The organism is Vibrio sp. Vb0349, assembly GCF_033338975.1.
In genome coordinates this window covers 348,676-372,910 of record NZ_JAWOTS010000002.1, presented here as the reverse complement: position 1 = coordinate 372,910, position 24,235 = coordinate 348,676, and the positions used below count along the sequence as shown (strand labels likewise).

Genomic DNA, 24,235 nt, shown 5'->3' with positions numbered 1-24,235 from the left:
ATTAAAATCCTTATTAAGATGCTTGTTTGAAATGTTTCGCAGCGATAGTCTCTACTGCATTTTCAAAGATGCTTAGTCCTTGATCTAGCTCTGATTCGCTGATGGTTAGTGGACAGAAGAACTTCACAACTTCATCGTCTGGACCCGCTGTCTCTATCACCATTCCATTCTCGAAACAGTTTTTCGCGATTTCAGATGCCATGTCACCATTGATACATTCAATACCAACCATCATGCCGCGGCCTTTTTTCTGCACAAACATTTGTGGAAAGCGACGAACACAACGGTCAATAACAGCACTTACCTTGTCTGAACACTGCTTGATGTGTGTTTCAAAATCATCGTTTGCCCAGTAAATTTCTAGTGCTTTTGCAGCAGTAATAAAGGCGTGATTATTGCCACGGAACGTACCGTTATGCTCACCTGGCTTCCACTGGTCAAGCTCAGGCTTAAGTAATACGACAGCCATCGGCAAACCGTAACCACCGATCGACTTCGATAGCGTCACGATATCCGGTTGGATACCAGACGGCTCGAAACTAAAGAAAGTACCGGTACGTCCGCAACCTGCTTGAATGTCATCGACAATCACAAGAATGTCATTGGCTTTACAGATTTTGCTCAAACGTTGTAACCACTCGTTTGAAGCAGCATTTAAACCACCTTCACCCTGCACAGTTTCAAGAAGTACAGCGGCTGGTTTATCCATACCTGCAGAGTTATCATTTAGCATGGTTTCGAACAGCGCGAGACCATCTACGCCAGCGTAACCTTCAAATGGAATACGAGTGACGTTACTTAGGCTAGAACCGTTACCTTGTCTGTGATGCTGGTTACCCGTTGCAGCCAGTGCGCCAGCAGTACAACCATGGAAACCGTTAGTAAACGCAACGACGCTGTCGCGGCCTTTTACTTTTTTAGCCAGCTTCAATGCCGCCTCAACAGCGTTAGTGCCTGTTGGGCCCGTAAACTGAACCTTGTAATCCAAGTTTCTTGGTTTAAGGATGTAAGTATCCAACGCTTCCAGAAACGATGCTTTCGCTTCTGAGTGCATATCCAAACCGTGAGTAATACCGTCCATTTCAATGTACTCAAGCAACGCTTGTTTTAGTACTGGATTGTTATGGCCGTAATTTAGAGATCCCGCTCCAGCAAGGAAGTCTAAGTATCGTTCACCTTGTTCTGTTTCTAGCCAGCAGCCTTTCGCTTTACGAAAAACGACCGGGAAATTGTTTGAATATGAGCGTACGTTGGATTCCTGCTTTTTGAAAATATCCATGATGAGACCGTTTTTAATTCCTATTGTTTGAGGATTATTTGAGAGGAATGCGATACAAATATTCTGTATCGTGTTTGCCTTTAAAGTGGGCTTCTTCATCCAAAAATGTGCTTACTTGGCCAGAATTGCCGTTCATCGCATCTAACTTTTTGAACAGTGCCCAAGAGGCTTTATTATCTTCCGTGATGGTAGTTTCTACCGATTTAACACCGCCTAATTCCTCTCGGGTGAGAAGTTCTTTCAACATGCGGAATGCTAAACCATGACCTCTAAAGCGAGGTGAGACTGCAACTTGCCAGACAAATAAAACGTCTTGCTCGTCTGGTTTCTGATAACCGGAAATGAAACCTGCGATTTCGCCTTTTTGCTCAACCAAAATACTGGTTTTGCTGAAATGCGTAGACTGTAGGAAATTGCAATAAGATGAGTTCATGTCCAATGGAGGACAGTCTGCAATCAAGCTGTAAATGTCGTCACCATCAGAGATTTTAGGCTCACGAAAAATCCATTTTTTACTTGAGTCTTCTCCAATCTCTGGATAAAGGACCCAAGGTGCTGATGTGATCATGTGAAAATACATATCCTTTGAGGTCTAATTAAATTTCCTTTTTATTATGGGCATCCCTCGCGACTAAAAATCAAATAATCCGCCTTTTTATCGGTATTTTTGTGATATATATCACAAAAATAAACCTATTAACCAAAAGTTAAAATAGTTCGAGGTCTAATTTATTAAATAGTCACCTAAATGAGAAGTACAAAAAACAACCAGAATAAGACCGTTTTCCATGCTGTTCATTTCTCAGAGAAAAATAGAAATCCAAAAAAAAGCGGCATGCTTTCGCATACCGCTTTTATCAATAATTTAACTGCTGATACTAGTTATTTTGATTTCTTAGAAACCGCCTTTGGACGAGGTTCATCCATCAAACCTTTTATCAAAGATACCGTTGCAACAAGCAAAACAATAGTAAATGGTAAACCAGTCGTCACCGCCATTGCTTGAGCAGCAGCTAGACCACCACCCAACATCAATGCAATCGCAACCAAACCTTCAAACGTACACCAGAACACGCGTTGTGGCGTTGGTGCATCGACCTTACCGCCCGCAGCAATAGTATCAATAACCAGTGATCCTGAGTCAGAAGAGGTAATGAAGAACACCACGACTAAGATAATGCCGACAAAAGATGTTATCTCAGCCAATGGCATAACATCTAACATGGCAAAAAGTTTTAAAGGTAGTTCTGCGTTAAACACCGCCTCGTAGCCATCATTAACGTATTGGCTAATTGCGTTACCGCCAAAAGCCGTCATCCATAACACACAAACTGAAGATGGGATAAGAATAACGCAAATAATAAACTCACGAACTGAACGACCGCGAGACACACGTGCGATGAACATACCCACAAATGGTGACCAAGAAATCCACCACGCCCAGTAAAACGCCGTCCAGCCTTGAGAGTAATTCACATCCTCTCGTCCAAATGGCATAGATAAGGCAGGGATATTAGCCACATAGGAAACGATGTTCTCGAAGAAACCAGTTAAAATCGCAATCGTCGGGCCAACAACAATAACAAATAGCAATAGCAGCGCTGCAAGACCCATGTTGATTTCAGATAAGATTTTCACGCCCTTATCGAGTCCAGCCACAACAGAGATTAAAGCGAGCGCAGTAATACCAATAATCAATATAACCTGCGTGGTATTGGTCATTGGGACATCAAACAGGAAGTTCAAACCCGTTGCGGCTTGAGATGCACCGTAGCCTAGCGATGTTGCTAAACCAAAAACCGTCGCTACCACTGCAAGAATATCGATAATATGACCAGTCCAACCCCATACACGCTCACCAAACAAAGGGTAAAAAATTGAGCGCATGGTGAGTGGCAAACCTTTGTTAAATGAAAAGATAGCCAGTCCAAGAGCCAAGAGCGCGTATATTGACCACGGATGAAGTGCCCAGTGGTAAATCGTCGCAGCCATCCCTAATGCCGAAGCTGCAGTTGCATCGCCCTCTGCACCACCTAGCGGTGCCCAGTCAGTACGTACACCATTCTCAACGCTCACGCCACCAATCGCAGAACTAAAATGGGACATCGGTTCTGATACACCGAAGAATACGAGACCAATGCCCATACCTGCAGCAAATAGCATTGCCAACCATCCGGCATAGGAGTAATCCGGTGTTGCTTCAGTACCACCGATTCGCACACGGCCCAATGGTGTGAAGATCAATCCGACACAGACAATGACAAAAATATTACCTGAAGCGAGAAAAAACCAGTCTAAATTGTGTAACAAACCCGCTCGTAGGTCTGCAAAAAACGGCTCTACCTGTTCTCGGAATAATAGTGTTATCACAACAAACATGACGATTGCTAAGCCAGAAATTGCAAAAACACGGTTGTGAATATCAAGGCCAAATGGGCCTACCTTTAGCGCAACGTTATCCTGACCAATTTGATAGTCAGTATCTATTGCGTTTACTTTTCCATCGGGGCGTTGAATGCCACCGTTATTATCGGTGCTCACGGATAATCTCCTTAAAAATACGTGACCAAGTTTAAATTACTTTCGTCGGAGTTCGAGTAATGAAACGTCTTCATCACTACCAAGCACATGTTCATAAAACATTGTTCTTATAAGCGGTTACTCAATCCGCCATCATAATCTTAAAGCCCCCTATCTCTCATTGCATTTTATTGTTTTCACCATAAATAACGCCTATTGCCAAACCGAAGATATTGGGATGTTTCGATTAAAGTGATACTGCAGTTGCGCTTGAAACAGCTCCGCAGTTGCTAACGCATCCGTCAGGGCATGGTGAGGTTGATAAGCAGGGAGGCCATATCTTTCACGAGCGTGCCCTAATCGTACAGAACCGGGTTTCTTGCCTTTCAACTTATTGATAAAACCTCTGCATTCACGGCGTTGTATCGCATACTCAATATCTAACGTATCAACAACAGGAAACTGTATCCCCTCTCCGATGCTATTTAGCAAGGCGTTATTAAAGAACTGCCTTTCAATGTTCTTGTAGTGAACAAGTACCACTTTGCCTGACAACGCATCCAATATTTCACCCAAGATCTGAGACAGCTGCGGCGCGTTTTTAACCTCAGAGTCAGTGATACCGTGAATAATGACAGACTCGTGGTTTAACTCTCTGTTTGGGTTAACGACCCAATGAGCAGAGCCATTACATTGAACACGATCAATAGTAAACGGGACAAGTCCGATCGTGAGAATGACATCCTCTTCCGAGTTCAATCCTGTTGTCTCAAAGTCTACCGAGACAAATGGCACTTGTTCAATTGGTGTTTCCCCATTAACCATCGGTGTCGAATAATAGCGTTTGAGCCTCTCGTCTTTCGCTTCTTTAGCGAGTTGCTTGAACAACATTGACCACTCTGGCGTCTGGGATGTATCCAACAACGGATGTTCTTTTTCTACTTTTTTTGAGAACCACATTATTTGCTACTTCTCTGATATCGAAACTTAATGAAGTTCTGAGCGTTACTTAGAATTTGAAATGCTGCTTTTAAGTTTCGACGTTCAAATTCAGACATGTTCTCCGGCTCAATATTGTTGTCTGGCTCTTCTCCATTTTCTATATCAAGGGCTTGGTGACGAATTCGAACCATGTAGATTAGCTCCATCGCATCCCTTAAATCCAAACCTCGACCTTTCGGTAAAATGCCAGCATCATTAATGTCATCTAAACGGTCGAAAGAGTTTTGCGATCGGGAACCGATTGCCAGAGAATGCACCCGTATTAAATCGGCCAACGGAGCCGTCCCCCTTCGCTTCAAGTTAATCGAGTTGCGATGACGACCATCTTTCTCCATCACAAAGTCTTTGAAAAAGCCCAGTGGAGGCGTCCTACGTATTGCGTTGTACGCCATACAAGCAAGAAAGCGGTTATTTCTTTTCGCTCGTCTCACAATAAAGCTGCTTAATTGCTCCGCCCATTTCACTCGCCCATGCACACCGAGGAGATCAAAAAAGATATTACTATTTAACAATCTCTCAGGAGTTGGATTGTCTATCCAGTTTCCAAAGCATTCTTCCCATTCTGCACGAGTTTTTCGCCATTCTGGGTTGGTAGCCATAATGTCTCCAGTACAATAAGCATAGCCGCATGCCGCTAAACCATCACAAACAAATTTAGCAAACTTTTCAAAGTACTCTCCGTGAATCTCAACGTCATAACTGTTATCGAGAATAAGCGCGTTATCTTGATCCGTTACAATTAGCTGCTCATCCCTCGCCATTGAACCCATTGCGACTAAACAATAAGGAATGGGCGCTGGGCCGAACTCTTGCTCAGCTAATTCAGCGAGGCGTTGTTTGAAACTACTGCCTATAACCGACATGGCTCGACCAATCATGTGCGCGTTGGCATCTTCATTGACCATTCTTACGAAACAGTCTTTTACTTGTTCAGAAACCTGCTTGAGATCCTCGACACTGGTTTGCTGAAAAATAGAGCTCACTAGCAATAGGCTGTTCTGAGATTCGTAACGAACGATGTCCGTCATGCCAATAATTCCTATCGGCTTTTTATCTTTTAAAATTGGTAAATGATGCACGTTGTAACGCAACATAGTTAACATGGCCTCAAACACATAGGCGTTATAATCCAATGAAACCACGTCATAACTCATGACCTCACTCACTGGAATATTGGTATCAATACCTTGAGCTAGTACGCGAATGCAAAGATCGCGATCAGTCAATATTCCAAGCAGCTGTTCGTCATCTTCTTCTGTGAGCTCCTCTGTCGGGCGAATAATGAGCAGAGAGGTGACATTCTCCTCTGCCATGAGTATTGCAGCTTCCTGAATTGAAGCCGTTGCCTCCAGAGTTACTGGATCTCTTGCTAAGATTTTACGTGCCTTAGCGGTGGTAAAGTCATTGCTTTCAGATCGGCTAGATATTGCGCTTCGCAAACGCGCGCTATCTTCCAGTTCCATGTAGTCCGCAAAGTTTTCAAACTCATCACAAAGTTCATTGAAGATGTTTTCCGGAATACAGTAAACGAGAGTGTCTTCTATCGCTTTGGCTGGCATCCGTACGCGGTTGTTCATCAACAACCCCATCTGACCAAACAGTCCACCAGCATCAATCCTGTTGTAAAGTTCACCTTTACGCCGATAAATCTCTACCGCCCCACTTCTCACCATATACAAGTCGCGGATCGTATCTCCGAAGTTAAGGATTTTTGTTCCTTGCCGAAAGTATGCAACCTCGGCATTGAGAGCGATTTTTCTAAGCTGCTCTTCAGGTAGGTCATCAAAAGGTGGGTACTGGCTAATGAAATTGAGCACTTCTAACTGTTCGGCTTCCATTTTTTATTCCATACGTTGCCTAAACTACAGCGATAAATATCACCCTGAGTGAAATCAAGCAATAAATAAATCTAAGGATAACAGTACCTAACCGATTTCACAGGACCAAGCCTTAACCAAAAATTAGAGCTCTAACCTTTTTACATGTAGAGTTCTAAGCTATCACAGCTTATATCTATGCAAGCGAGTTGAGTTGAAATGTACAAAAAAATTCAAAATAAATTCAACCCTACGTCAGGGCAACGTTATGGTGGATAAAAACACATCACAAGCAATTGTTTTAAATATAAAAAACAAGAATTGAACATACCTTGCTCAACGAATTCTCTATGCACGGCAGAACTAGTTAACCAACCCCCTTTCGTTGAAAGTTGAACTAAAATTAATTAGAGTACAAATCGTTAAACAGTTATAAACACACGAAAAAGGACAGATAACATGGATCCCATACTGGAAGTTAAGGGACTGTATAAAGTGTTTGGAGAAGACCCAGAGAGAGCCTTCTCGCTTATCGACAAAGACGTCGATAAAGACGGTATTTTTGAACAGACAGGTTTAACAGTCGGCGTAAACGATGTATCTCTCACCATAAATGAAGGGGAAATTTTCGTAATCATGGGCCTTTCTGGCTCCGGGAAATCCACCCTTGTTCGACTTCTTAACCGGCTCATTGAGCCGACTAAAGGTAGTGTTTATCTCAAAGGAAGAGATATCGCCCACATCTCCGAAAATGAACTTCGAGAAGTTCGTCGTAACAATATCTCAATGGTGTTTCAAAGTTTCGCACTCATGCCACACATGACGGTGATTGAAAATGCCGCCTTTGGTTTAGAACTTGCCGGCATCGACGTTAATGAGCGTCAGAAAAGTGCCCTTTCCGCCTTAGAAAGAGTGGGTTTAGACCCTTATGCAGAATCTTTCCCTGACGAATTATCCGGAGGTATGAAACAGCGCGTTGGTTTAGCGAGAGCGTTAGCTTGTGATCCAGACATCCTATTAATGGATGAGGCGTTTTCCGCTTTAGACCCATTGATCCGTTCTGAGATGCAAGATGAGCTTATTCGTCTACAGAACGATGACAAACGCACAATTGTCTTCATTTCTCATGATTTGGATGAAGCAATGCGCATTGGCGACCGTATCGCCATCATGCAAAACGGTGAGGTTGTTCAGGTTGGTACACCTGATGAAATATTACACAGTCCAGCAAATGATTATGTCGAAGCGTTTTTCCGCGGCGTAAACATCGCAAGTGTCTTGACAGCAAAAGATATCGCGCGCAAGAAGCCAGCGGCTGTTTTTAAGAAATCGGAAAATGACGGTCCAGGCTCTGCGATGCAGATTCTGATGGATCACGACCGTGATTACGGCATTGTCGTCGATAAATCTAGCCGATATTCCGGCATCGTATCTCTTGATTCACTACGTTTGGCTCATAAAGAAAACCGTTCGTTAGCCAGTGCTCAATTACCGGATGAAGTTACTCTTCAGCCTGATCAGTCAATTAATGACATTTTGGGTCTGGTTGCTGGTGTTCCTTATGCCATGCCTGTCGTAGATGAGAAAGGAACTTACTTTGGTGTCGTGACTAAATCACGTCTTCTACAAACACTAGATAAGGATTAACACGATGTCTTCAGAGCAAACTAACAATGATCCCTGGTCAAATACTGCTCCTGCGCAAGATGATCCTTGGTCGCAAGGTACAGAGACCACGCCAAGTAATGATTGGCTCAACTCAGAAACTGTAGAGCAAGCGCCATTCGATATTATGAACCCATTCCAAGATGCGGTTTTACCCCTCGATAGCTGGGTAGAGTCCGGTTTGAACTGGCTGGTGGAACATGGTCGACCTGTTTTCCAAGCAATACGAGTTCCAATCGACTTTATTCTAACGTCGTTTGAAACTGCTTTGGTGTCTACACCTGCGCCTATAATGGTACTCATTTTATTTTTGCTAGCGTGGCAGTTTTCCAATGTAAAACTTGGTTTTTCTACTCTTGTATCCCTTGTTTTCATCGGCCTAATTGGTGCGTGGTCACAAGCGATGACAACGCTAGCACTGGTGTTAACCGCCGTTTTCTTCTGTTTGCTTATAGGGCTACCAATGGGGATATGGTTGGCAAGGAGCCAAACCGCTGCCAAATTTGTTAGGCCAATATTAGATGCAATGCAAACGACTCCCGCGTTCGTTTACCTTGTGCCAATTGTTATGTTGTTTGGTATTGGTAACGTTCCTGGCGTAGTAGTAACGATCATTTTCGCCCTGCCTCCCGTTGTGCGCCTGACTATTTTGGGTATTCAGCAAGTACCTGAAGAGCTTATCGAAGCTGGCCACTCTTTCGGGGCAAACAAAAAACAGATGCTTTATCGCATCCAGTTACCGTTGGCGTTACCAACTATCATGGCAGGTGTAAACCAAACCTTAATGCTGTCACTTTCTATGGTAGTGATTGCTTCAATGATTGCTGTTGGCGGCTTAGGCCAAATGGTGCTTCGTGGTATTGGCCGACTTGATATGGGTCTTGCTGCCGTTGGTGGCTTAGGCATCGTTATTCTTGCGATTTTGTTAGACCGTATCACCCAGGTGTTAGGGGTTAATGCGGGCAACACTAAACTTCGCTGGTATCACACAGGTCCTGTTTCATACCTATTAAAACTGAAAACAAAGACGAACCAAGACGATCTAAAACTTAGGAGAAACATCAATGAATAATTCATGGAAGAAAGCGCTCTCTGTTGGAGCTCTAAGTACTATCGCATTTTCAACTTATGGTGTGGCAAGTGAACTACCGGGTGAAGGTGTCACTGTTCAGCCTGTTCAATCAACCGTTGCAGAAGAAACATTTCAAACGTTGATCGTAAACCGCGCACTTGAAGAGCTTGGTTACGATGTTAAACCGACCAAAGAAGTGGACTACAACGTAGGCTACACCTCTATTGCTAAAGGTGATGCTACTTTCTTAGCGGTTGGTTGGTTCCCTCTTCACGCCGATAAGTACACGATGTCTGGCGGTGATGATAAGTTCTTCCGTAAAGGCCAATACGTAAGTGGTGCTGCGCAAGGTTATTTGATCGATAAGAAAACCGCGGAAAAATATAACATCACTAACATTGGTCAGTTAAAAGATCCAAAATTGGCGAAGCTATTCGATGCAAACGGCGATGGCAAAGCGGACTTAACTGGTTGTAACCCAGGTTGGGGTTGTGAAATGGTTGTTGAGCATCAGTTGGATGCTTTCAAACTTCGTGACACAGTAACACACAACCAAGGTAACTACGCGGCGATTATCGCTGATACAATCTCACGTTACAAAAAAGGCGATCCGATTCTTTACTACACTTGGACACCGTACTGGGTAAGTGGCGTTTTAGTTCCGGGGAAAGATGTTGTGTGGTTAGAAGTGCCATTCTCTTCACTTCCTGGTGAGCGTAAGGACATTGATACAACACTAGAGAACGGTAAGAACTACGGCTTCGAGATGAACTCTATGCGCATCGTTGCTAATAAAGAGTTTACAGAAAACAACCCTGCTGCTGCAAAGCTGTTTGAAATCATCAAACTAAATATCAATGATGTTAGTGCTCAGAATATGATGATGAGCCAAGGTAAGAACAGCTCAGCGGACATCGAGTCTCATGTAAATGGCTGGATCAAAGCGAACCAGAAAAAGTTCGACGCATGGGTCGAAGAAGCGAAGAAAGCCGCAATGTAATCATGCCTTTATCAACCTCTAGAGCCAGTTGGTGTTATCAACTGGCTCTTTTTTTACACAAACGCCCCTCCCCCTTACATAGACATACCAACACTTACACTACTCGACCATAAACCCACATTATAATTCACGTTTATTTCACGCTTGCTTTGCTAAAAACAACACAACATAACAATTAAACTATTCGAATAAATATGAAAAACTTATCAAGGAGCTCTGTGTGGGGGCCTTTGCAGCCAATTGCTGCCTTTTCTTTGTTTTCGCTTCTATTTCTGTCTATCTCAAGAGTTTTGCTAGCTTTTTGGCAGATTGACCGTATTGACTCTCTAAACGACTTAATTTACATCCTAGGTCAAGGTTTGCGCGTAGATATTGCAACGCTTTGCTGGTTATTTATTCTTCCAGCACTGTTTTCAACCTTCATGCCATTAACCGGTAAGATGGGAGAGTGTTGGAAGCGAATATTACGCATATGGATGGTTTTAGGGCTTTGGGTGCTTGTATACATGGAGCTCGCAACAGCGCCATTCATTCAGGAATACGACCTACGTCCAAACCGCCTGTTTGTGGAATACTTAATCTACCCAAAAGAAGTCTTGAGTATGCTCTGGACTGGCTACAAATTAGAACTGTTTATTGGTGCGTTAGGTACAGTTTTAACCATCACTTTAGGTTGGAAGTGGAGTAAGAAACTGACCGATAAGGCGCAGCAGGTCAACTGGAAATGGCGACCACTATTGGCACTTTTCGTTGTTCTTTTTGGGGTTGCAGGTGCTCGCTCATCTTTAGGTCACCGCCCGCTAAATCCTGCTATGGTCGCCTTTTCTAACGATCCACTGCTTAACGACTTAGCACTGAACTCATCTTACTCATTGTTGTTTGCGGTTAATAGCATGAAGTCAGAAAAGAGCGCGGAGCAGTTCTACGGAAAAATGAACACTCAAAAGATGTTGGAATTAGTTCGCACTTCATCAACAAAGTCCGACTTCACCCCTTCATTACTCCCAACCATGAACAGTAACCCCGCGACTTACCAAGGTAAACATAAAAACTTAGTGATTTTGCTACAAGAAAGCTTAGGCGCCCAATTTGTCGGTGCTTTGGGTGGTTTGCCTCTAACACCAAACCTTGATGAACTCATGAAGGAAGGTTGGCAGTTCACACAAATGTACGCCACTGGTACTCGTTCTGTTCGTGGAATTGAAGCCGTAACCACGGGCTTTCCTCCATCTCCGTCTCGCGCGGTAGTGAAGCTGAGTAAAAGCCAAACGGGTTTCTTTACCATCGCGGACTTACTGAAAGCTCAAGGCTATCACACGCAATTTATTTACGGCGGTGAAGCCAACTTTGACAACATGAAAACTTTCTTCTTCGGTAACGGTTTTGATCAAATAGTAGAAGAAGACGATTATAACAACCCAAGCTTTGTTGGCTCTTGGGGTGTTAGTGATGAAGATCTATATAACAAAGCAAACGAAGAGTTTGAACGCCTTTCAAAAAGCGACAAACCTTTTTTTAGCTTAGTTTTTACGTCAAGTAATCATAGCCCTTATGAGTATCCGAAAGGCAAAATTGAGCCATACGATTCAGAATATATGACGCGTAACAACGCCGTAAAATATTCCGATTACGCTTTGGGCACTTTCTTTGAAAAGGCGAAAAAGTCATCTTATTGGGATGATACCATTTTCATTGTAATTGCAGATCATGATGCGCGTGTTTCTGGCGCTAACCTTGTTCCGGTTAAGCACTTTCACATTCCAGCATTGATCCTTGGTAAAGGCATTCAACCACGTAAAGATGACCGCATAGCAAACAACATAGACATGCCGCCTACACTGTTATCTCTGATTGGGGTAGATGCTAAAACACCGATGATTGGTCGTGATTTAACGAAGCCACTGGCTCGCGAAGATGAACGCGCAATGATGCAATACGACAAAAACTTTGGTTATTTAACGCGCGACAATCTCGTTGTGCTTTCCCCTGGTGAAAAGATATCGACCCTGGCGTACGACTTTAAAGACCAAACCATGAAGCCGCTAGAGGTGGACGAGTCTATTATCGAGCGTGCAAAAGCAAACGCATTATTTGCATCTAAAGCGTATCAAAACAACTGGTATTCTTCCAAACACACTCATTAATACCAATGATTCCGCTGATAAAAAGGAGCTAAACGGCTCCTTTTTCTTATTCTGTCACTTACCTTCGAGAATGTTCTACTGACAACTCCTGTCGTTCCTTTCCGTTAGATTGCCCCTACTATTTCTAATTGATTAAGGAACAAACCATGCTGACTATCAATTCATTCGTTCTCTACGTTGAGGACATCCACATAAGCCAAGTTTTTTATTCGAAACTGTTCGAACGCAAAGTCACGCTGTTGTCTCCAACCTTCGCCGCTATTCCACTGACCGAAGGCTTAACGTTGACACTCAAGCAAAGAGATAATCTTTCACCCCACAGCGGAATTAGAGGTGGTGGCACCGAGCTGTCTTTATCAGTGCCCAACAGGCATACGTTAGAGCGCATTTACAAGCGCTGGAAAGACCTAGGTGTTGAGTTTGTTCAACCACCAGCGACATCAGTGTATGGGTTAAATTTTATGGCTATCGATCCAGATAAGCATCGCATTCGTGTTTTCATAAATGAATAAAAATGCGTTAAAAATGCTTTTTACCCATTCCCAATGTGACTTCAATAAATTAGACTCAAGGAAACATTAAAAGCGGCGTAGTAATAAGAAGGAATGCCCATGAGCTCAAGTATGATCCTTAGCGAATCCCTAATCGAGAGCGGAAGAGATATCCCCCTCAAAGAACTGCTTTATGCAAAGCGCGTGCTGGATAACTACATGGCAGTAGCCAAAGAAAGTAGCCCGCTTGAGCTATTAACTGAGATGAAATCGGCAGCAAAGCAAGTAGAATACTTTACAACGACGAGTAACCCGTGTGAGGCTCGTAATGTCATCAGTCAGATGATTGATAAAATCGACACCGCGGAATCTTTTGCTTCGTTCAAAGCATTAGCAGGTAAGCCATCTCAAGCACTCAATGAACTAATTGAAGATCGAGCTCAGCTGATTAAACACGAACGAGAGCTCCTGCTCGCCTCAGGCTATGACGCCTCACGAATCTAATATACGAGCAGCCTTAAAGTCATAGCTAACAACGAAAAAGGAGCTCTTAAAGAGCTCCTTTTGCTTTTCAAAAATCGGATACAAAAGACTTAAAGGCCGATATCTTCCGTTATTGCTTTGATTTGTTTGAGGTCCATTTTATAGACTTCAATCATTTGATCGACCTGACTTAGTCGTGAATTAGCTTCGTCATGTTTATCACACGCGTCCGACTTCACGTCCCAAGATTTGCCTTCTAAAAATACGTCACACTCTTTCTTGAGTTTCTCAATCTTAGGTAATAATTTCGACCGTTCTTTCTCGAGAGACTCTAATTCTTGCGAAATTTTTAGCTCTTTCTGGAATACTTCGCGGGACCGCTCAAACATAGTCGCTTGCATATCCGCTTGACGACTCAACTTCTCATTTTCTGACTTCGTCGTGTTGATCTTATCTGCCTGCTGCTTCAATTGAGACTCTAGTGACAAGTTAACCTTCTCGACCTCAGTCAATTGCTTTTGCAACTTCTTAAGTGCTTTCTGATGAGCTTCATCTTTCGCGGCGAGTAACTCACTAACTTGGTTTTGTATCTCTTGGTCAAGCGCCTCTTCACGCACTTTTACTTGAGATGCCAACTGGGTTTTATCTTGCGTTAGTGCTTGATACTTTTCTTCTAATACGTGGTAAGTCGATTCCCACTTGTTCGCAGTGACAACCGCTCCAACAAGGCCACCAAATGCCAAGCCTAACACCGCAGCGATTGCGATATAGATATGCGTACGTTTGTCACGCTCTTCAATGACAACTACGTCGTCTTGCTCTTCCATTTTGTTCTGAGAACTCACCGTATACTACTCCAAGGACTCTTTTACTTTGCTAGCGGATCAATTCCGCAAACATAATTGATGCTGTATAAATCAGAAATGCGCCAATTAATGTTATAACGGTCGCTTTTTGGACTTTTTCATTGGTTCGATAACGAAACAGCACAAATGCTACTGCAATCAACACCGCAATGGCTAATAATCTGGTCATACCGCCTCCTTGTCCACTCATGAAAAACTGCCTAGGTCCGTAGACTGTTTCACAAAGGTTCATTGTAACCCATTTATACGTACCATAAGGTCAACTTAGCGTAGATTTTAAAATAAGTGCTCCGATTTTAATCAATTTTGTGTCCTTAATTGAATAACTTATGTCGTAACAATCGAAACACATTTATCGTTCTGAAGTGTTTTGGGGTTCCATTCCCTAACCCAATAAATTTTATTTATGCCGTGACTCGCACAAAAAGATTGGCAAACATACCTTCATGAAAATTGATGAGGTTATTTCATTAAAAATAAATTGACATAGGGTGTTGAAATAGACCAAAAACATGATAGAGTTCACACGTTAATGATGACCAGCATCATTAACTAACCTTTACTCATTTAATTGAGTAATTGTTCCGATGAAGACTGCAGGAGAGTGGTTATTAATCAAATTTTAACATTTGATTAGCATAACTCGCCGAAGAATTAACTATTTCAGGTGCTACCTAGGTAGCGGGGACTGTAGTTGGAGGAACCTCTGGAGAGAACCGTTAAATCGGTCGCCGAAGGAGCAAGTCTTGCACTCACGCAAGGTGAAACTCTCAGGCAAAAGGACAGAGGAGTGGAAAGTTACAACCTAACTATTTTGCTTGGCCTTCCCGCCTACAACCAATAGCTTAGTTCTTTTAGAGATCGTTGATCTCGTCCTTTCCCTCTTCTCCTTATTAGTTGTTTTATTAAGGGGAAATCATGAACAACCTACAATCTTTACTACAAACCATCGATAATTTTGTCTGGGGTCCACCGCTGCTTATTTTGCTAGTGGGTACAGGTGTTTACTTCACTTTTAGCCTTGGCTTGATCCAGTTTAAACACCTCCCAACAGCGCTAGCGATGGTATTCAGTAAAGATAAGTCATCTAATACTCAAGGTGACGTTTCTAGCTTTGCAGCTCTTTGTACTGCACTCTCAGCAACAATTGGTACTGGTAACATTGTTGGTGTTGCCACAGCAATCAAACTCGGTGGACCAGGCGCTCTATTCTGGATGTGGCTCGCTGCCCTTTTCGGAATGGCGACTAAATACGCCGAATGTTTGTTGGCGGTTAAGTACCGAAGAGTCGATGATAAAGGCCAAATGATTGGTGGCCCAATGTATTACTTGCAATACGGTGTTGGCTCAAAAGCTCTCGCGATCATGTTTGCAGTGTTTGCTTTGGGTGTTGCTTGTTTTGGTATCGGTACGTTTCCACAAGTAAACGCGATTCTGGATGCAAGTGAGATATCTCTTGGTGTTAACCGTGAGCTATCTGCCTTTGTACTAACTCTTTTGGTTGCTTTCGTAACTTTGGGTGGCATCAAATCCATTGCTAACGTTGCAGGAAAAGTGGTTCCTACCATGGCTGTATTTTATGTGTTGGCGTGTTTAAGCGTGATCATCATGAATGCAGACCAATTGTTCAATGCCGTTGAATTAGTGCTGGTTTCAGCCTTTACATCAACAGCAGCGACGGGTGGTTTTTTAGGTGCAAGCATCATGCTGGCAATCCAATCAGGTATCGCTCGCGGTGTGTTCTCAAATGAATCTGGTTTGGGTAGCGCGCCTATGGCAGCAGCAGCAGCGAAGACAGACTCTTGTGTTAAACAAGGCCTAATTTCAATGACGGGTACCTTTTTCGATACCATCATTATTTGTACCATGACAGGCCTTGCTCTAATCCTGACTGGTGCATGGCAAAGTGACTTTGCAGGTGCCGCGATGACGACTCATGCTTTTGCGGTGGGTTTAAATGCAGATACATTTGGTCCTATGCTCGTCTCAATCGGTTTGATGTTCTTCGCTTTTACCACCATTCTTGGTTGGAACTACTACGGTGAGCGTTGCGTTGTGTTCCTGTTCGGAACTAAAGCTGTGCTTCCATACAAACTGATTTTCGTCGGCTTGGTGGCATCTGGTGCATTCCTTCACCTCGATATGATTTGGCTACTGGCTGATATCGTAAACGGTCTGATGGCAATTCCTAACCTAATTGGTTTGATCGCACTGCGTCACGTCGTACTGGCAGAAACCAAACTGTTCTTTAGCTCAACATCGCAATCAGGTAAAGTTGAAGCAGTGAAAGCTTAGTGAAACGGCAGGTTTGCGGTCACAAACTGTCAGTCACAGAGAGCAAGACACATTAGAAATGGTAAAACACAAAGCCCGCTATTATTTAGCGGGCTTTATTTATCTTCGGTTAAATGGTTAATCTCTCAACCATTGATGCTCAACGTTTTCTCCACGTTCTTCAAAAAACTTCGCATTTTTTTGCTTGAATTGATCCGCTTTCAACTCTGATAGCGGCCAGTCTAAAAATGCTTCTGTTACAAACGAGTCGCCGACACCAACTTCAATCGATTCCAGATGTTTCCCGATGTAGCGATAAAAGTAGCCTTGCCCAAACGCATCGCACACCATAGGTACATGCCTGACACGTTGATGATTGACAGAGACCGAAGCCCAAGTCGTCGTTTTAGGTTCACAGGTTTGCTCTTTTACAACGTCGACCTCAAATTTATTGTCCATAGTTGTCGAAACAAAAACGACAATAGCGTCATGCAAATACACACGCCTGAGCAATAACTGTTTAGTGTCTTGAGTTCGCGTTTGTTGTATTCCATTAGCAAAAGGCTCGAAGTAGCCCCAGTGCCAAGACCAGATCATGCCGCGTTGCGCAAACTGTACTTGTGGCCACGTATGCCAAGCTACAGCGGCACCTATCCCCACAATAAATACAGCGAGTAGTATCAACAATCGATAAATATTACGCATTAAACGGGTTTTTCAATTAATAACTTCACACCAAGTGCGACTAATACTGCGCCCGTCGCGCCTTCCATCCACTTCATAAAGCTTGCATTCTTTAGTAGATTTTTAGCCGAGTTAAGCGCGCCAGCTAAACCACAATGCCAAACCATCGCAATAGCAAAGTGTACAGATGCCATCATCATTGATTGAAGCAAGGGTGAACCTTCTGGATTCACAAACTGTGGCAAGAAAGCCAAATAGAAGACCGCCGTTTTCGGGTTCAAGACGTTAGAAAGAAAGCCCTCTCTAAAAGAGCGCTTACCATTAAACACTTCGTGAATCTGCTCGGTCACGGTCAATCCATCTTTCGACGACATTAGCGCTTTTAAACTGCTCAAACCAAGCCAGATAAGATAAGCCGCGCCAATCATTTTTACGATTTGGAACAACTCTGCTGATTGCGCAAGAATCGCCGAGATACCAACCGCAGAAAAAAAAGCATGTACGAATAAGCCAAAGCAAATCCCTAGACTGGTTGTACATCCATCTTTTAGGCCCGAGCGGCTAGTGTTACGGATAACAAGTGCAGTATCTAAACCTGGCGTTAACGTTAAAATCGTAATGGCAATAATAAATGCCTCGAAATTCAAAATATCCATATTATCGTGATAATTAATTGTCAATCCTTCATCAATACCGCCAATCCACAAGATTCGCAAGCTTCTTTTTTAAGAGAGCTATACAACTGGGTGAGTTTATGGACAATGGGTTGGAGTTAATTATTAATAAATTAACGTAGGTTGCTTAGTGCAACACCATATGAAGGACCCGTTATCGGGTGTTTAGGGAAAGAACAAAAGAATAAGAGTAGTCACATGAACGCATTTACAAAACTCGTTGAACATTCCAAAAAAGTGGCAAATTTTGAGCATCTATCTGCCATCATAGATTGGGATCAAGCAGCGGTCATGCCACCTGGTGGCGCTGAAGCACGATCGAATGCCACGGCAGAGCTCGATGTACATATCCATTCTTTAATGACTCAACCGCACTTGGGAGAGCTTTTCGCTCAGGCAGAAGAAGAGACGCTGTCTACAAAAGAAAAATCTATCCTAAGAGAAATGAAGCGTGGGTGGCAGCAAGCTAACTTACTACCAGAATCATTAGTTCAAGCTCAATCTCTTGCTGGCTCCAAATGTGAACATGCATGGCGTACGCAACGTGGAGAAAATGACTGGGCTGGTTTTGAAAAGAACTGGGCTGAAGTAGTAAAGCTATCGCAGGAAGAAGCGCAAATTAGAGCCGAAGCAAATGGCACGACTCCTTATGATGCCATGCTCGATGTTTATGAACCTGGCACAACGTCTGCGTCGTTAGACATTCTTTTTGCTGACGTGAAAACCTGGCTTCCTACTTTGATCGATGAAGCGCTTGAAAAACAACAATCAGACAACATCTTATTGCCAACTGCACACTACCCTGCGGAAAAGCAAAAAGCGCTCGGTTTGGAAGTCATGAAGCTACTTCAATTCGATTTTGAACACGGTCGACTTGATGAGAGTACCCACCCATTTTGTGGCGGTGTACCGACAGATGTGCGTATTACGACACGTTATAATGAAAACGAGTTTGTCCAATCATTGATGGGGATTGTCCACGAAACTGGCCATGCTCGATACGAGCAAGGGCTACCAAAAGATTTATCAGGAACACCCGCGGGAGAAGCTCGCTCTATGGGTATTCATGAATCACAATCACTCTTCTTTGAAATGCAAATAGGACGAAGCAGCGCGTTTATCGATCACCTCGCTCGACTGGCTTCTAACCATTTTTCTGGTAGTGAATTCGAAAAAGACAATTTAGCCAAAATTTACACTCGCGTAGAAAAAGGCTTTATTCGCGTAGATGCTGACGAACTAACATATCCTGCTCACGTTATTCTTCGATATGAAATTGAGCGAGATCTCATGAACGGCGTCATCAAACATACAGATGTACCAGAACTCTGGAACGAAAAGATGAAAGCGTACTTGGGGCTATCAACCGAAGGAAACTTCAAAAATGGCTGTATGCAAGATATCCATTGGACAGACGGAAGTTTTGGCTATTTCCCGTCCTACACGCTCGGTGCGATGTACGCTGCACAATTTATGGCAGCAATGAAACAAACCGTCGATGTAGATGCGGTTATTCGTTCTGGCGACTTAGCTCCGATATTCAATTGGCTCTCGGAAAACATCTGGAGTAAAGGTAGCTTATTCACCACTGATGAGTTGGTAAAACAAGCCACGGGTGAAACACTGAATGCTAAACACTTTCAAGCTCACCTAAAAGATCGCTACTTATAAAGCGAAACGAATAGAAAGTAAAAGCCCAAGGTTCGTATGTTCCTTGGGCTTTTTTAGTCTCTACATGCTATGCCAAGCTAGGGATGAGCCTAGGCTTGTACAAACAGTCCTCACCCTCTGGTCTAGTTTTAAACCGACGATGAAGCCACATATACTGGCTCGGACTTGCCATGATTGATGTTTCAACTATTTGATTCACGAATGCGGCGGCGCGTTGATGATCCTCTTTCGGGAAACCTTCGACGGGCGCACTAATGGTTAGGGTATAGTGTCCGTCTTTTCCTCTTACCATCGTAAAAGGCACAATGGCGCAATCTGTAGAATCAACCAACAAACTTGTACCTGTCGTAGTACAAGCATTTTTAACGGCAAATAACGGTGCAAATGTCGAGCGTCGGTTACCATAATCGTGGTCCGGTGCATACCAAACCCGCTCACCCGTTTTAAGTGCTTCAAGCATGGCTTTGACGTTTTTACGATCAATCAGTGTACGATTAGAGCGAGAGCGTCCCTTATACTGAAAATAATCAAAGCACGGATTATTGTTTGGGCGATAAACACCAGTTCCAGACTTTTTAATGCCAAAAGCTCGAGCACCTAACTCTAGATTCATTGAGTGTACGGCCAACATTAATGCACCTTTGCCTGACTTCTCTAAAGCCTCTAGATGCTCCATGCCTTTTATCGTGACGTGTTTGTTTACCCGTTTATCTGACCAAAACCATGCCATTGCGGTCTCAAAAAGTGCGATGCCAGTATTGTCGATGTTGTCTTTTAGAATTGCTTCGCGTTGGCATTCTTCCATATGAGGGAAGCAAAGCTCAAGATTGCGTCTGATCGTAACTTGACGTTTTCTCATGAGTCGCATAGCTAAACGACCAATGTTGCGTCCCAAAGCTAGTTGAACTTTAAAAGGAAGGAGGCTAAGTAAGTACATCACGCTAATGATAATTAACGTTCCCCAGTAACGAGGCAAAAGAAATTCGGCCTTGAATGCAGGCTTTTTGTATTTGTTCATGTAAGTATTGTCAGATGTGCCCATCTATAAGTGATAAAAACAATGATAATGGACTGCACTTTTATCATTGATAACGCTAATAACATAAATTAAAGCGCGCGGATTCTATGGTTCTTCGACACACTACACAATAAGAACTTTGCAGAAATATGTAGGGAATGAAAAAGCAGTAAAGATGAGTCGCCACGTTAACATCTATCGGAGTGATTTATCTACTGCCCTTTCCTAAAGTTTGAAGAAACATAACTTTGTATTTTCAATGCGCTAAATAATGTCTATTTTTCAATCACATAATGCGACCGTTATGAATACAACAATAAGACGTCATATCAATACTCGCCATTAGCGATTGAATTTGCACTAAAAAGCCGCAGCAATTTCTCGCTGCGGCTTCTTATTCACTTAACAAGTAGAGTGGCGTTATTCGTGCCCTACTGTTTTGGATAATAAATTTACGATCAACACACCAGCGATGATAAACCCAATACCAACTAGGGCTGGTAAGTCTAGACGCTGTCCGTAAACAAAGTAACCAACCGTCGCAACCAAAACGATCCCAGCACCACTCCATATGGCATAAACAACCCCAACAGGCATTGTTTGCACTGTGACGGAAAGCAAGAAGAAAGCGATGCCGTAACCAATCAAAACGACTGTGCTCGGCATTACTTTCGTAAATTGCTCTGTTTTGGGAATATAAGAAGTGGCAATCACTTCACATACAATCGCTATCGACAGCGCCAACATTGGTGGCATAGAGACAAGCATTTTGAACATAAGGCATTAACGCTCAACAGAAATGTAACCGACAACATGTCCGGATAATTAGGCCGCGCATTATACCCAACTCATCTCACGATGGAATACCACTAACGATGTTTACACACCATCACTTTCGCTTACTTTTTGATGACCAGGTAAAAGGCTGACGTTTTGGTGCTGACGAGAAATTTCAAAGTAGATATGCATATCAATCGGCTCAGGTGTATTGAGTAGCATCTTACCTACTTCACGTTGGAAATGACCATAATTACCTAGCTCATCCGTTAGTTCTAGGAGCTCGTAAGAGGCTTCATCGGCAAACATTCCATACGCATACTGATAATGACTGACATCCTTGCTCTTATCATAACCCAGCTTTTGAAGAACTTGATCAATCTCTTCCGGCGTATAAATGTCTTTATCACCAAACGAATGCAGTAGCACGCAAGGAACTTCTTGAGCGATGCTCTGAATCTTTGTCTTTCTCTTGAAAATACCGAACATAATGTCCTCCACTGACGATGTTTCCAAATATGCACATTAATGCAAAATGGTGAGCTGATTGTTTTTAGTATGGCTCATTAATTTGAGACTTCCTTACTACGAAGTCACCTTCACATATTAACGTGATCGCATAATTACCAGCAAATAGTACACACTGCGTTTCAAACCTATCTCATCAGAAACTCTGCTTTAGTCACAATTGTGTGACAACCCCGAGTACGGTTTACCATAATGTAAAGAGTAGATTGAAAAGTCGGATTTCGTATCGACATCTAAACTTAATTAAGTTAGCTTTAGAAGTATAGACGTCTAGATTGACTATACTTAGGGAGAGAAAGTCGTGCCAATTAGAATTCCAGATCAATTACCAGCTACCGATGTATTAAGGACAGAAAACATCTTCGTGATGAGTGAAACGCGTGCAGCGAGTCAGGAAATACGTCCTTTAAGAGTGCTGATCCTTAATCTGATGCCAAAAAAAATAGAGACTGAAACTCAGTTTCTGCGTCTACTCTCAAACAGCCCACTACAGGTTAACGTCGAATTACTGCGCATTGATAACCGCCCGAGTAAAAATACGCCAACTGAACATTTAGACACGTTTTATCGCCAATTTGAAATGGTGCGAGATAAAAACTTCGATGGCATGATCATTACTGGGGCTCCATTAGGTTTGGTGCAATTTGAAGATGTCATTTATTGGGATCATCTCAAAACCATCATGGAGTGGGCAAAAGATCATGTGACATCCACTCTTTATGTTTGCTGGGCTGCGCAAGCAGGGTTAAAGCTACTCTACGATCTACCTAAAAAAACGCGTAAAGAAAAACTTTCAGGCGTGTATCATCATCAAATCCATCATCAGTTTCACCCTATCTTACGCGGATTTGATGACACGTTTTTGGCTCCTCACTCGCGTTACGCAGATTTTTCGCCTCACTTTCTAGAAGAGCATACTGACTTAGACATTTTAGCGACATCGGATGTCGCAGGTGTGTACTTGGCCACCACAAAAGACAAACGAAATGTCTTTGTCACAGGACACCCTGAGTATGATTCCCACACTTTACATAATGAATATATCCGAGATTTAAGCGAAGGTATGGAGCCCGCTATTCCTGTCAACTATTACCCAAACAACAACCCAGATAACCCGCCAATTGCAAGCTGGAGAAGCCATGGACACCTCCTCTTTTTAAACTGGCTGAACTACTGTGTTTATCAGCAAACACCGTACGATCTCGATCACTTCAGTGAAGATGCTTTCACTAAAGACGATTAGCTTCAAAATAAGCAAACAAAGCACTCATCATTACCGAAATGTAATATGTGAACCAAGCCGCCATATGGCGGCTTTTTCATAACAGTTTGCAAACCTGATCGCATAGTGTTTTTTCCTCAATAGGTTTTTGCTAAGTAATTCATATCATGCAGAAAGATTCAGGGATGTAGGGATAAAGAATGAAAACAGCAAAGCTCGGTGCACTAATATTATTGTCTCAGTTTGCACTCGTGGGTTGCGTGACGGTGAAAGAAGATGGAAGCCCTGTCGTTAAAGCCGATCCTGTGGCAATGGCAGAATCACGTATCGCACTTGGCTTAGGTTATTTAGACGGCGGTAACATGATTCGCGCGCATGATAACTTACAACAAGCCTTAAACCACGCACCTCAATACTATCGCGCGCAATTATCTATGGCTCACTACTACGAAACGGTTGGTGAAGATATTAAAGCCGAACAGATGTATAAACGCTCTCTACGCCAACACACTAAAAACGGAAATGTGCTCAATAACTACGGTACTTTTCTTTGCAAGCGAGGTGACTTCGAAAAAGCCGATCAGATGTTTAATCGAGCCATTGAGCAGCCTTATTACTACCTTATTCCAGCAAGCTATGAGAATGCAGCTTTTTGTGCGCTAAAATCACAAGATAAAGACAAAGCGAGATACTACTTTACTAGAGCTATCGATCATGACCCTCATAGACCAAAATCGATTTTGCAACTCGCTAAAATAGAAATTGATAGCGGTGATTATACTGAAGCTAGAATTCGATTAATGAGATTCAATCAAATGTATGGCGTGAAGAAGCCCTCTTTGCAACTCATGATTCAACTTGAACGTGCAGCAGGCAATGAAGCTCTCGAGAAAAAGTATCAAAAACAATTGGAAAAATTTTCTTAGTACAAAATAGCGATACATAAGGCGCATTAGCTCACAGCCAATACAGCGCTTGACCAAGAATCCAGTGAATTCAGACTCACGGTGATACATTCATCCTGTACATAAACGTCAAATTCGGTACT

General features: G+C 42.9%; 22 protein-coding genes and 1 riboswitch. Of the genes, 10 read left to right on the top strand and 12 right to left on the bottom strand.

All coding sequences use genetic code 11. From position 1 onward, the window contains the following. Positions 1 to 13: 13 nt before the first annotated feature. From ectB to R7Q47_RS04965, 5 genes are all read right to left on the bottom strand, one after another. Positions 14 to 1,279 (bottom strand): diaminobutyrate--2-oxoglutarate transaminase, encoded by a 1,266-nt coding sequence (gene ectB, locus R7Q47_RS04985; RefSeq protein WP_017820939.1) that lies wholly within the window; start codon positions 1,277 to 1,279, stop codon positions 14 to 16. Positions 1,280 to 1,313: 34 nt separating this feature from the next. After that, positions 1,314 to 1,847: a diaminobutyrate acetyltransferase gene (gene ectA / locus R7Q47_RS04980; RefSeq protein ID WP_005393379.1), complete on the bottom strand. Its 534-nt coding sequence runs from the start codon at positions 1,845 to 1,847 to the stop codon at positions 1,314 to 1,316. A 314-nt stretch (positions 1,848 to 2,161) separates the two neighbouring features. After that, the gene (locus tag R7Q47_RS04975) at positions 2,162 to 3,820 is read right to left on the bottom strand and encodes a BCCT family transporter (protein WP_005377772.1); all 1,659 of its coding nucleotides are present in this window, start codon (positions 3,818 to 3,820) and stop codon (positions 2,162 to 2,164) included. A 192-nt stretch (positions 3,821 to 4,012) separates the two neighbouring features. Then, a complete protein-coding gene (locus R7Q47_RS04970) occupies positions 4,013 to 4,759 on the bottom strand; it encodes a 3'-5' exonuclease (RefSeq protein WP_213964281.1) in 747 nt (248 codons plus the stop codon). Next, positions 4,759 to 6,639, bottom strand: a complete 1,881-nt coding sequence (locus R7Q47_RS04965) for a DUF294 nucleotidyltransferase-like domain-containing protein (RefSeq protein ID WP_005377775.1) — start codon at positions 6,637 to 6,639, stop codon at positions 4,759 to 4,761. The genes R7Q47_RS04970 and R7Q47_RS04965 overlap by 1 nt, the downstream gene beginning before the upstream one ends. A 438-nt stretch (positions 6,640 to 7,077) precedes the next feature. Here R7Q47_RS04965 and proV point away from each other — a divergent pair, with 438 nt between their 5' ends. The 6 genes from proV to R7Q47_RS04935 all read left to right on the top strand — a co-directional run bounded on the left by proV (position 7,078) and on the right by R7Q47_RS04935 (position 13,494). Next, on the top strand, positions 7,078 to 8,265 hold the full coding sequence (gene proV, locus R7Q47_RS04960) for a glycine betaine/L-proline ABC transporter ATP-binding protein ProV (protein WP_318088667.1): 1,188 nt from the start codon (positions 7,078 to 7,080) through the stop codon (positions 8,263 to 8,265). A gap of 4 nt (positions 8,266 to 8,269) precedes the next feature. Beyond that, positions 8,270 to 9,355 (top strand): glycine betaine/L-proline ABC transporter permease ProW, encoded by a 1,086-nt coding sequence (gene proW / locus R7Q47_RS04955; protein WP_005385701.1) that lies wholly within the window; start codon positions 8,270 to 8,272, stop codon positions 9,353 to 9,355. Beyond that, a complete protein-coding gene (proX, locus tag R7Q47_RS04950; RefSeq protein WP_005385703.1) occupies positions 9,348 to 10,355 on the top strand; it encodes a glycine betaine/L-proline ABC transporter substrate-binding protein ProX in 1,008 nt (335 codons plus the stop codon). The genes proW and proX overlap by 8 nt, the downstream gene beginning before the upstream one ends. 194 nt (positions 10,356 to 10,549) lie before the next feature. Further along, complete coding sequence (locus R7Q47_RS04945; RefSeq protein WP_248487569.1) at positions 10,550 to 12,499, top strand: LTA synthase family protein; 1,950 nt, start codon at positions 10,550 to 10,552, stop codon at positions 12,497 to 12,499. Positions 12,500 to 12,645: 146 nt separating this feature from the next. After that, positions 12,646 to 13,011 carry a VOC family protein gene (locus R7Q47_RS04940; protein ID WP_005385707.1) on the top strand — a complete coding sequence of 122 codons (366 nt, stop codon included), beginning with the start codon at positions 12,646 to 12,648 and terminating at the stop codon, positions 13,009 to 13,011. A gap of 99 nt (positions 13,012 to 13,110) precedes the next feature. Further along, complete coding sequence (locus R7Q47_RS04935; protein ID WP_005377782.1) at positions 13,111 to 13,494, top strand: hypothetical protein; 384 nt, start codon at positions 13,111 to 13,113, stop codon at positions 13,492 to 13,494. A gap of 89 nt (positions 13,495 to 13,583) precedes the next feature. Here R7Q47_RS04935 and R7Q47_RS04930 read toward each other — a convergent pair whose 3' ends face one another. Both R7Q47_RS04930 and R7Q47_RS04925 read right to left on the bottom strand, forming a co-directional pair. Next, positions 13,584 to 14,318, bottom strand: a complete 735-nt coding sequence (locus tag R7Q47_RS04930; RefSeq protein WP_031780983.1) for a chromosome partitioning protein ParA — start codon at positions 14,316 to 14,318, stop codon at positions 13,584 to 13,586. A gap of 31 nt (positions 14,319 to 14,349) precedes the next feature. Beyond that, positions 14,350 to 14,508 (bottom strand): hypothetical protein, encoded by a 159-nt coding sequence (locus tag R7Q47_RS04925; protein ID WP_005377784.1) that lies wholly within the window; start codon positions 14,506 to 14,508, stop codon positions 14,350 to 14,352. A gap of 527 nt (positions 14,509 to 15,035) precedes the next feature. Beyond that, positions 15,036 to 15,135, top strand: a riboswitch (glycine riboswitch). A gap of 122 nt (positions 15,136 to 15,257) precedes the next feature. On the opposite strand from R7Q47_RS04925, the gene R7Q47_RS04920 reads away from it, so the two are divergent. Beyond that, a complete protein-coding gene (locus tag R7Q47_RS04920) occupies positions 15,258 to 16,634 on the top strand; it encodes an alanine/glycine:cation symporter family protein (RefSeq protein ID WP_104975278.1) in 1,377 nt (458 codons plus the stop codon). A gap of 117 nt (positions 16,635 to 16,751) precedes the next feature. On the opposite strand, the gene R7Q47_RS04915 is transcribed toward R7Q47_RS04920, so the two are convergent. Together R7Q47_RS04915 and R7Q47_RS04910 are read right to left on the bottom strand one after the other, a co-directional pair. Next, the gene (locus R7Q47_RS04915) at positions 16,752 to 17,318 is read right to left on the bottom strand and encodes a hypothetical protein (protein WP_005385713.1); all 567 of its coding nucleotides are present in this window, start codon (positions 17,316 to 17,318) and stop codon (positions 16,752 to 16,754) included. Next, positions 17,318 to 17,953, bottom strand: a complete 636-nt coding sequence (locus R7Q47_RS04910) for a LysE family translocator (protein ID WP_318088666.1) — start codon at positions 17,951 to 17,953, stop codon at positions 17,318 to 17,320. The genes R7Q47_RS04915 and R7Q47_RS04910 overlap by 1 nt, the downstream gene beginning before the upstream one ends. A gap of 216 nt (positions 17,954 to 18,169) precedes the next feature. Here R7Q47_RS04910 and R7Q47_RS04905 point away from each other — a divergent pair, with 216 nt between their 5' ends. Further along, entirely contained in the window at positions 18,170 to 19,642 is a 1,473-nt protein-coding gene (locus R7Q47_RS04905; protein WP_005377788.1) for a carboxypeptidase M32, read from the top strand. A gap of 67 nt (positions 19,643 to 19,709) precedes the next feature. On the opposite strand, the gene R7Q47_RS04900 is transcribed toward R7Q47_RS04905, so the two are convergent. The 3 genes from R7Q47_RS04900 to R7Q47_RS04890 form a co-directional block, all read right to left on the bottom strand. Beyond that, positions 19,710 to 20,660 carry an LpxL/LpxP family Kdo(2)-lipid IV(A) lauroyl/palmitoleoyl acyltransferase gene (locus R7Q47_RS04900; RefSeq protein ID WP_064369089.1) on the bottom strand — a complete coding sequence of 317 codons (951 nt, stop codon included), beginning with the start codon at positions 20,658 to 20,660 and terminating at the stop codon, positions 19,710 to 19,712. Between the two features lie 420 nt (positions 20,661 to 21,080). Continuing rightward, the gene (locus tag R7Q47_RS04895; protein ID WP_069593657.1) at positions 21,081 to 21,416 is read right to left on the bottom strand and encodes a DMT family transporter; all 336 of its coding nucleotides are present in this window, start codon (positions 21,414 to 21,416) and stop codon (positions 21,081 to 21,083) included. 123 nt (positions 21,417 to 21,539) lie between these two features. After that, entirely contained in the window at positions 21,540 to 21,926 is a 387-nt protein-coding gene (locus R7Q47_RS04890; RefSeq protein WP_158159641.1) for a DUF6559 family protein, read from the bottom strand. A gap of 340 nt (positions 21,927 to 22,266) precedes the next feature. Here R7Q47_RS04890 and metA point away from each other — a divergent pair, with 340 nt between their 5' ends. Together metA and pilW are read left to right on the top strand one after the other, a co-directional pair. Then, a complete protein-coding gene (gene metA / locus R7Q47_RS04885; protein ID WP_005377792.1) occupies positions 22,267 to 23,208 on the top strand; it encodes a homoserine O-acetyltransferase MetA in 942 nt (313 codons plus the stop codon). A gap of 179 nt (positions 23,209 to 23,387) precedes the next feature. Then, on the top strand, positions 23,388 to 24,113 hold the full coding sequence (gene pilW, locus R7Q47_RS04880) for a type IV pilus biogenesis/stability protein PilW (protein WP_017820928.1): 726 nt from the start codon (positions 23,388 to 23,390) through the stop codon (positions 24,111 to 24,113). Positions 24,114 to 24,235: the final 122 nt, after the last annotated feature.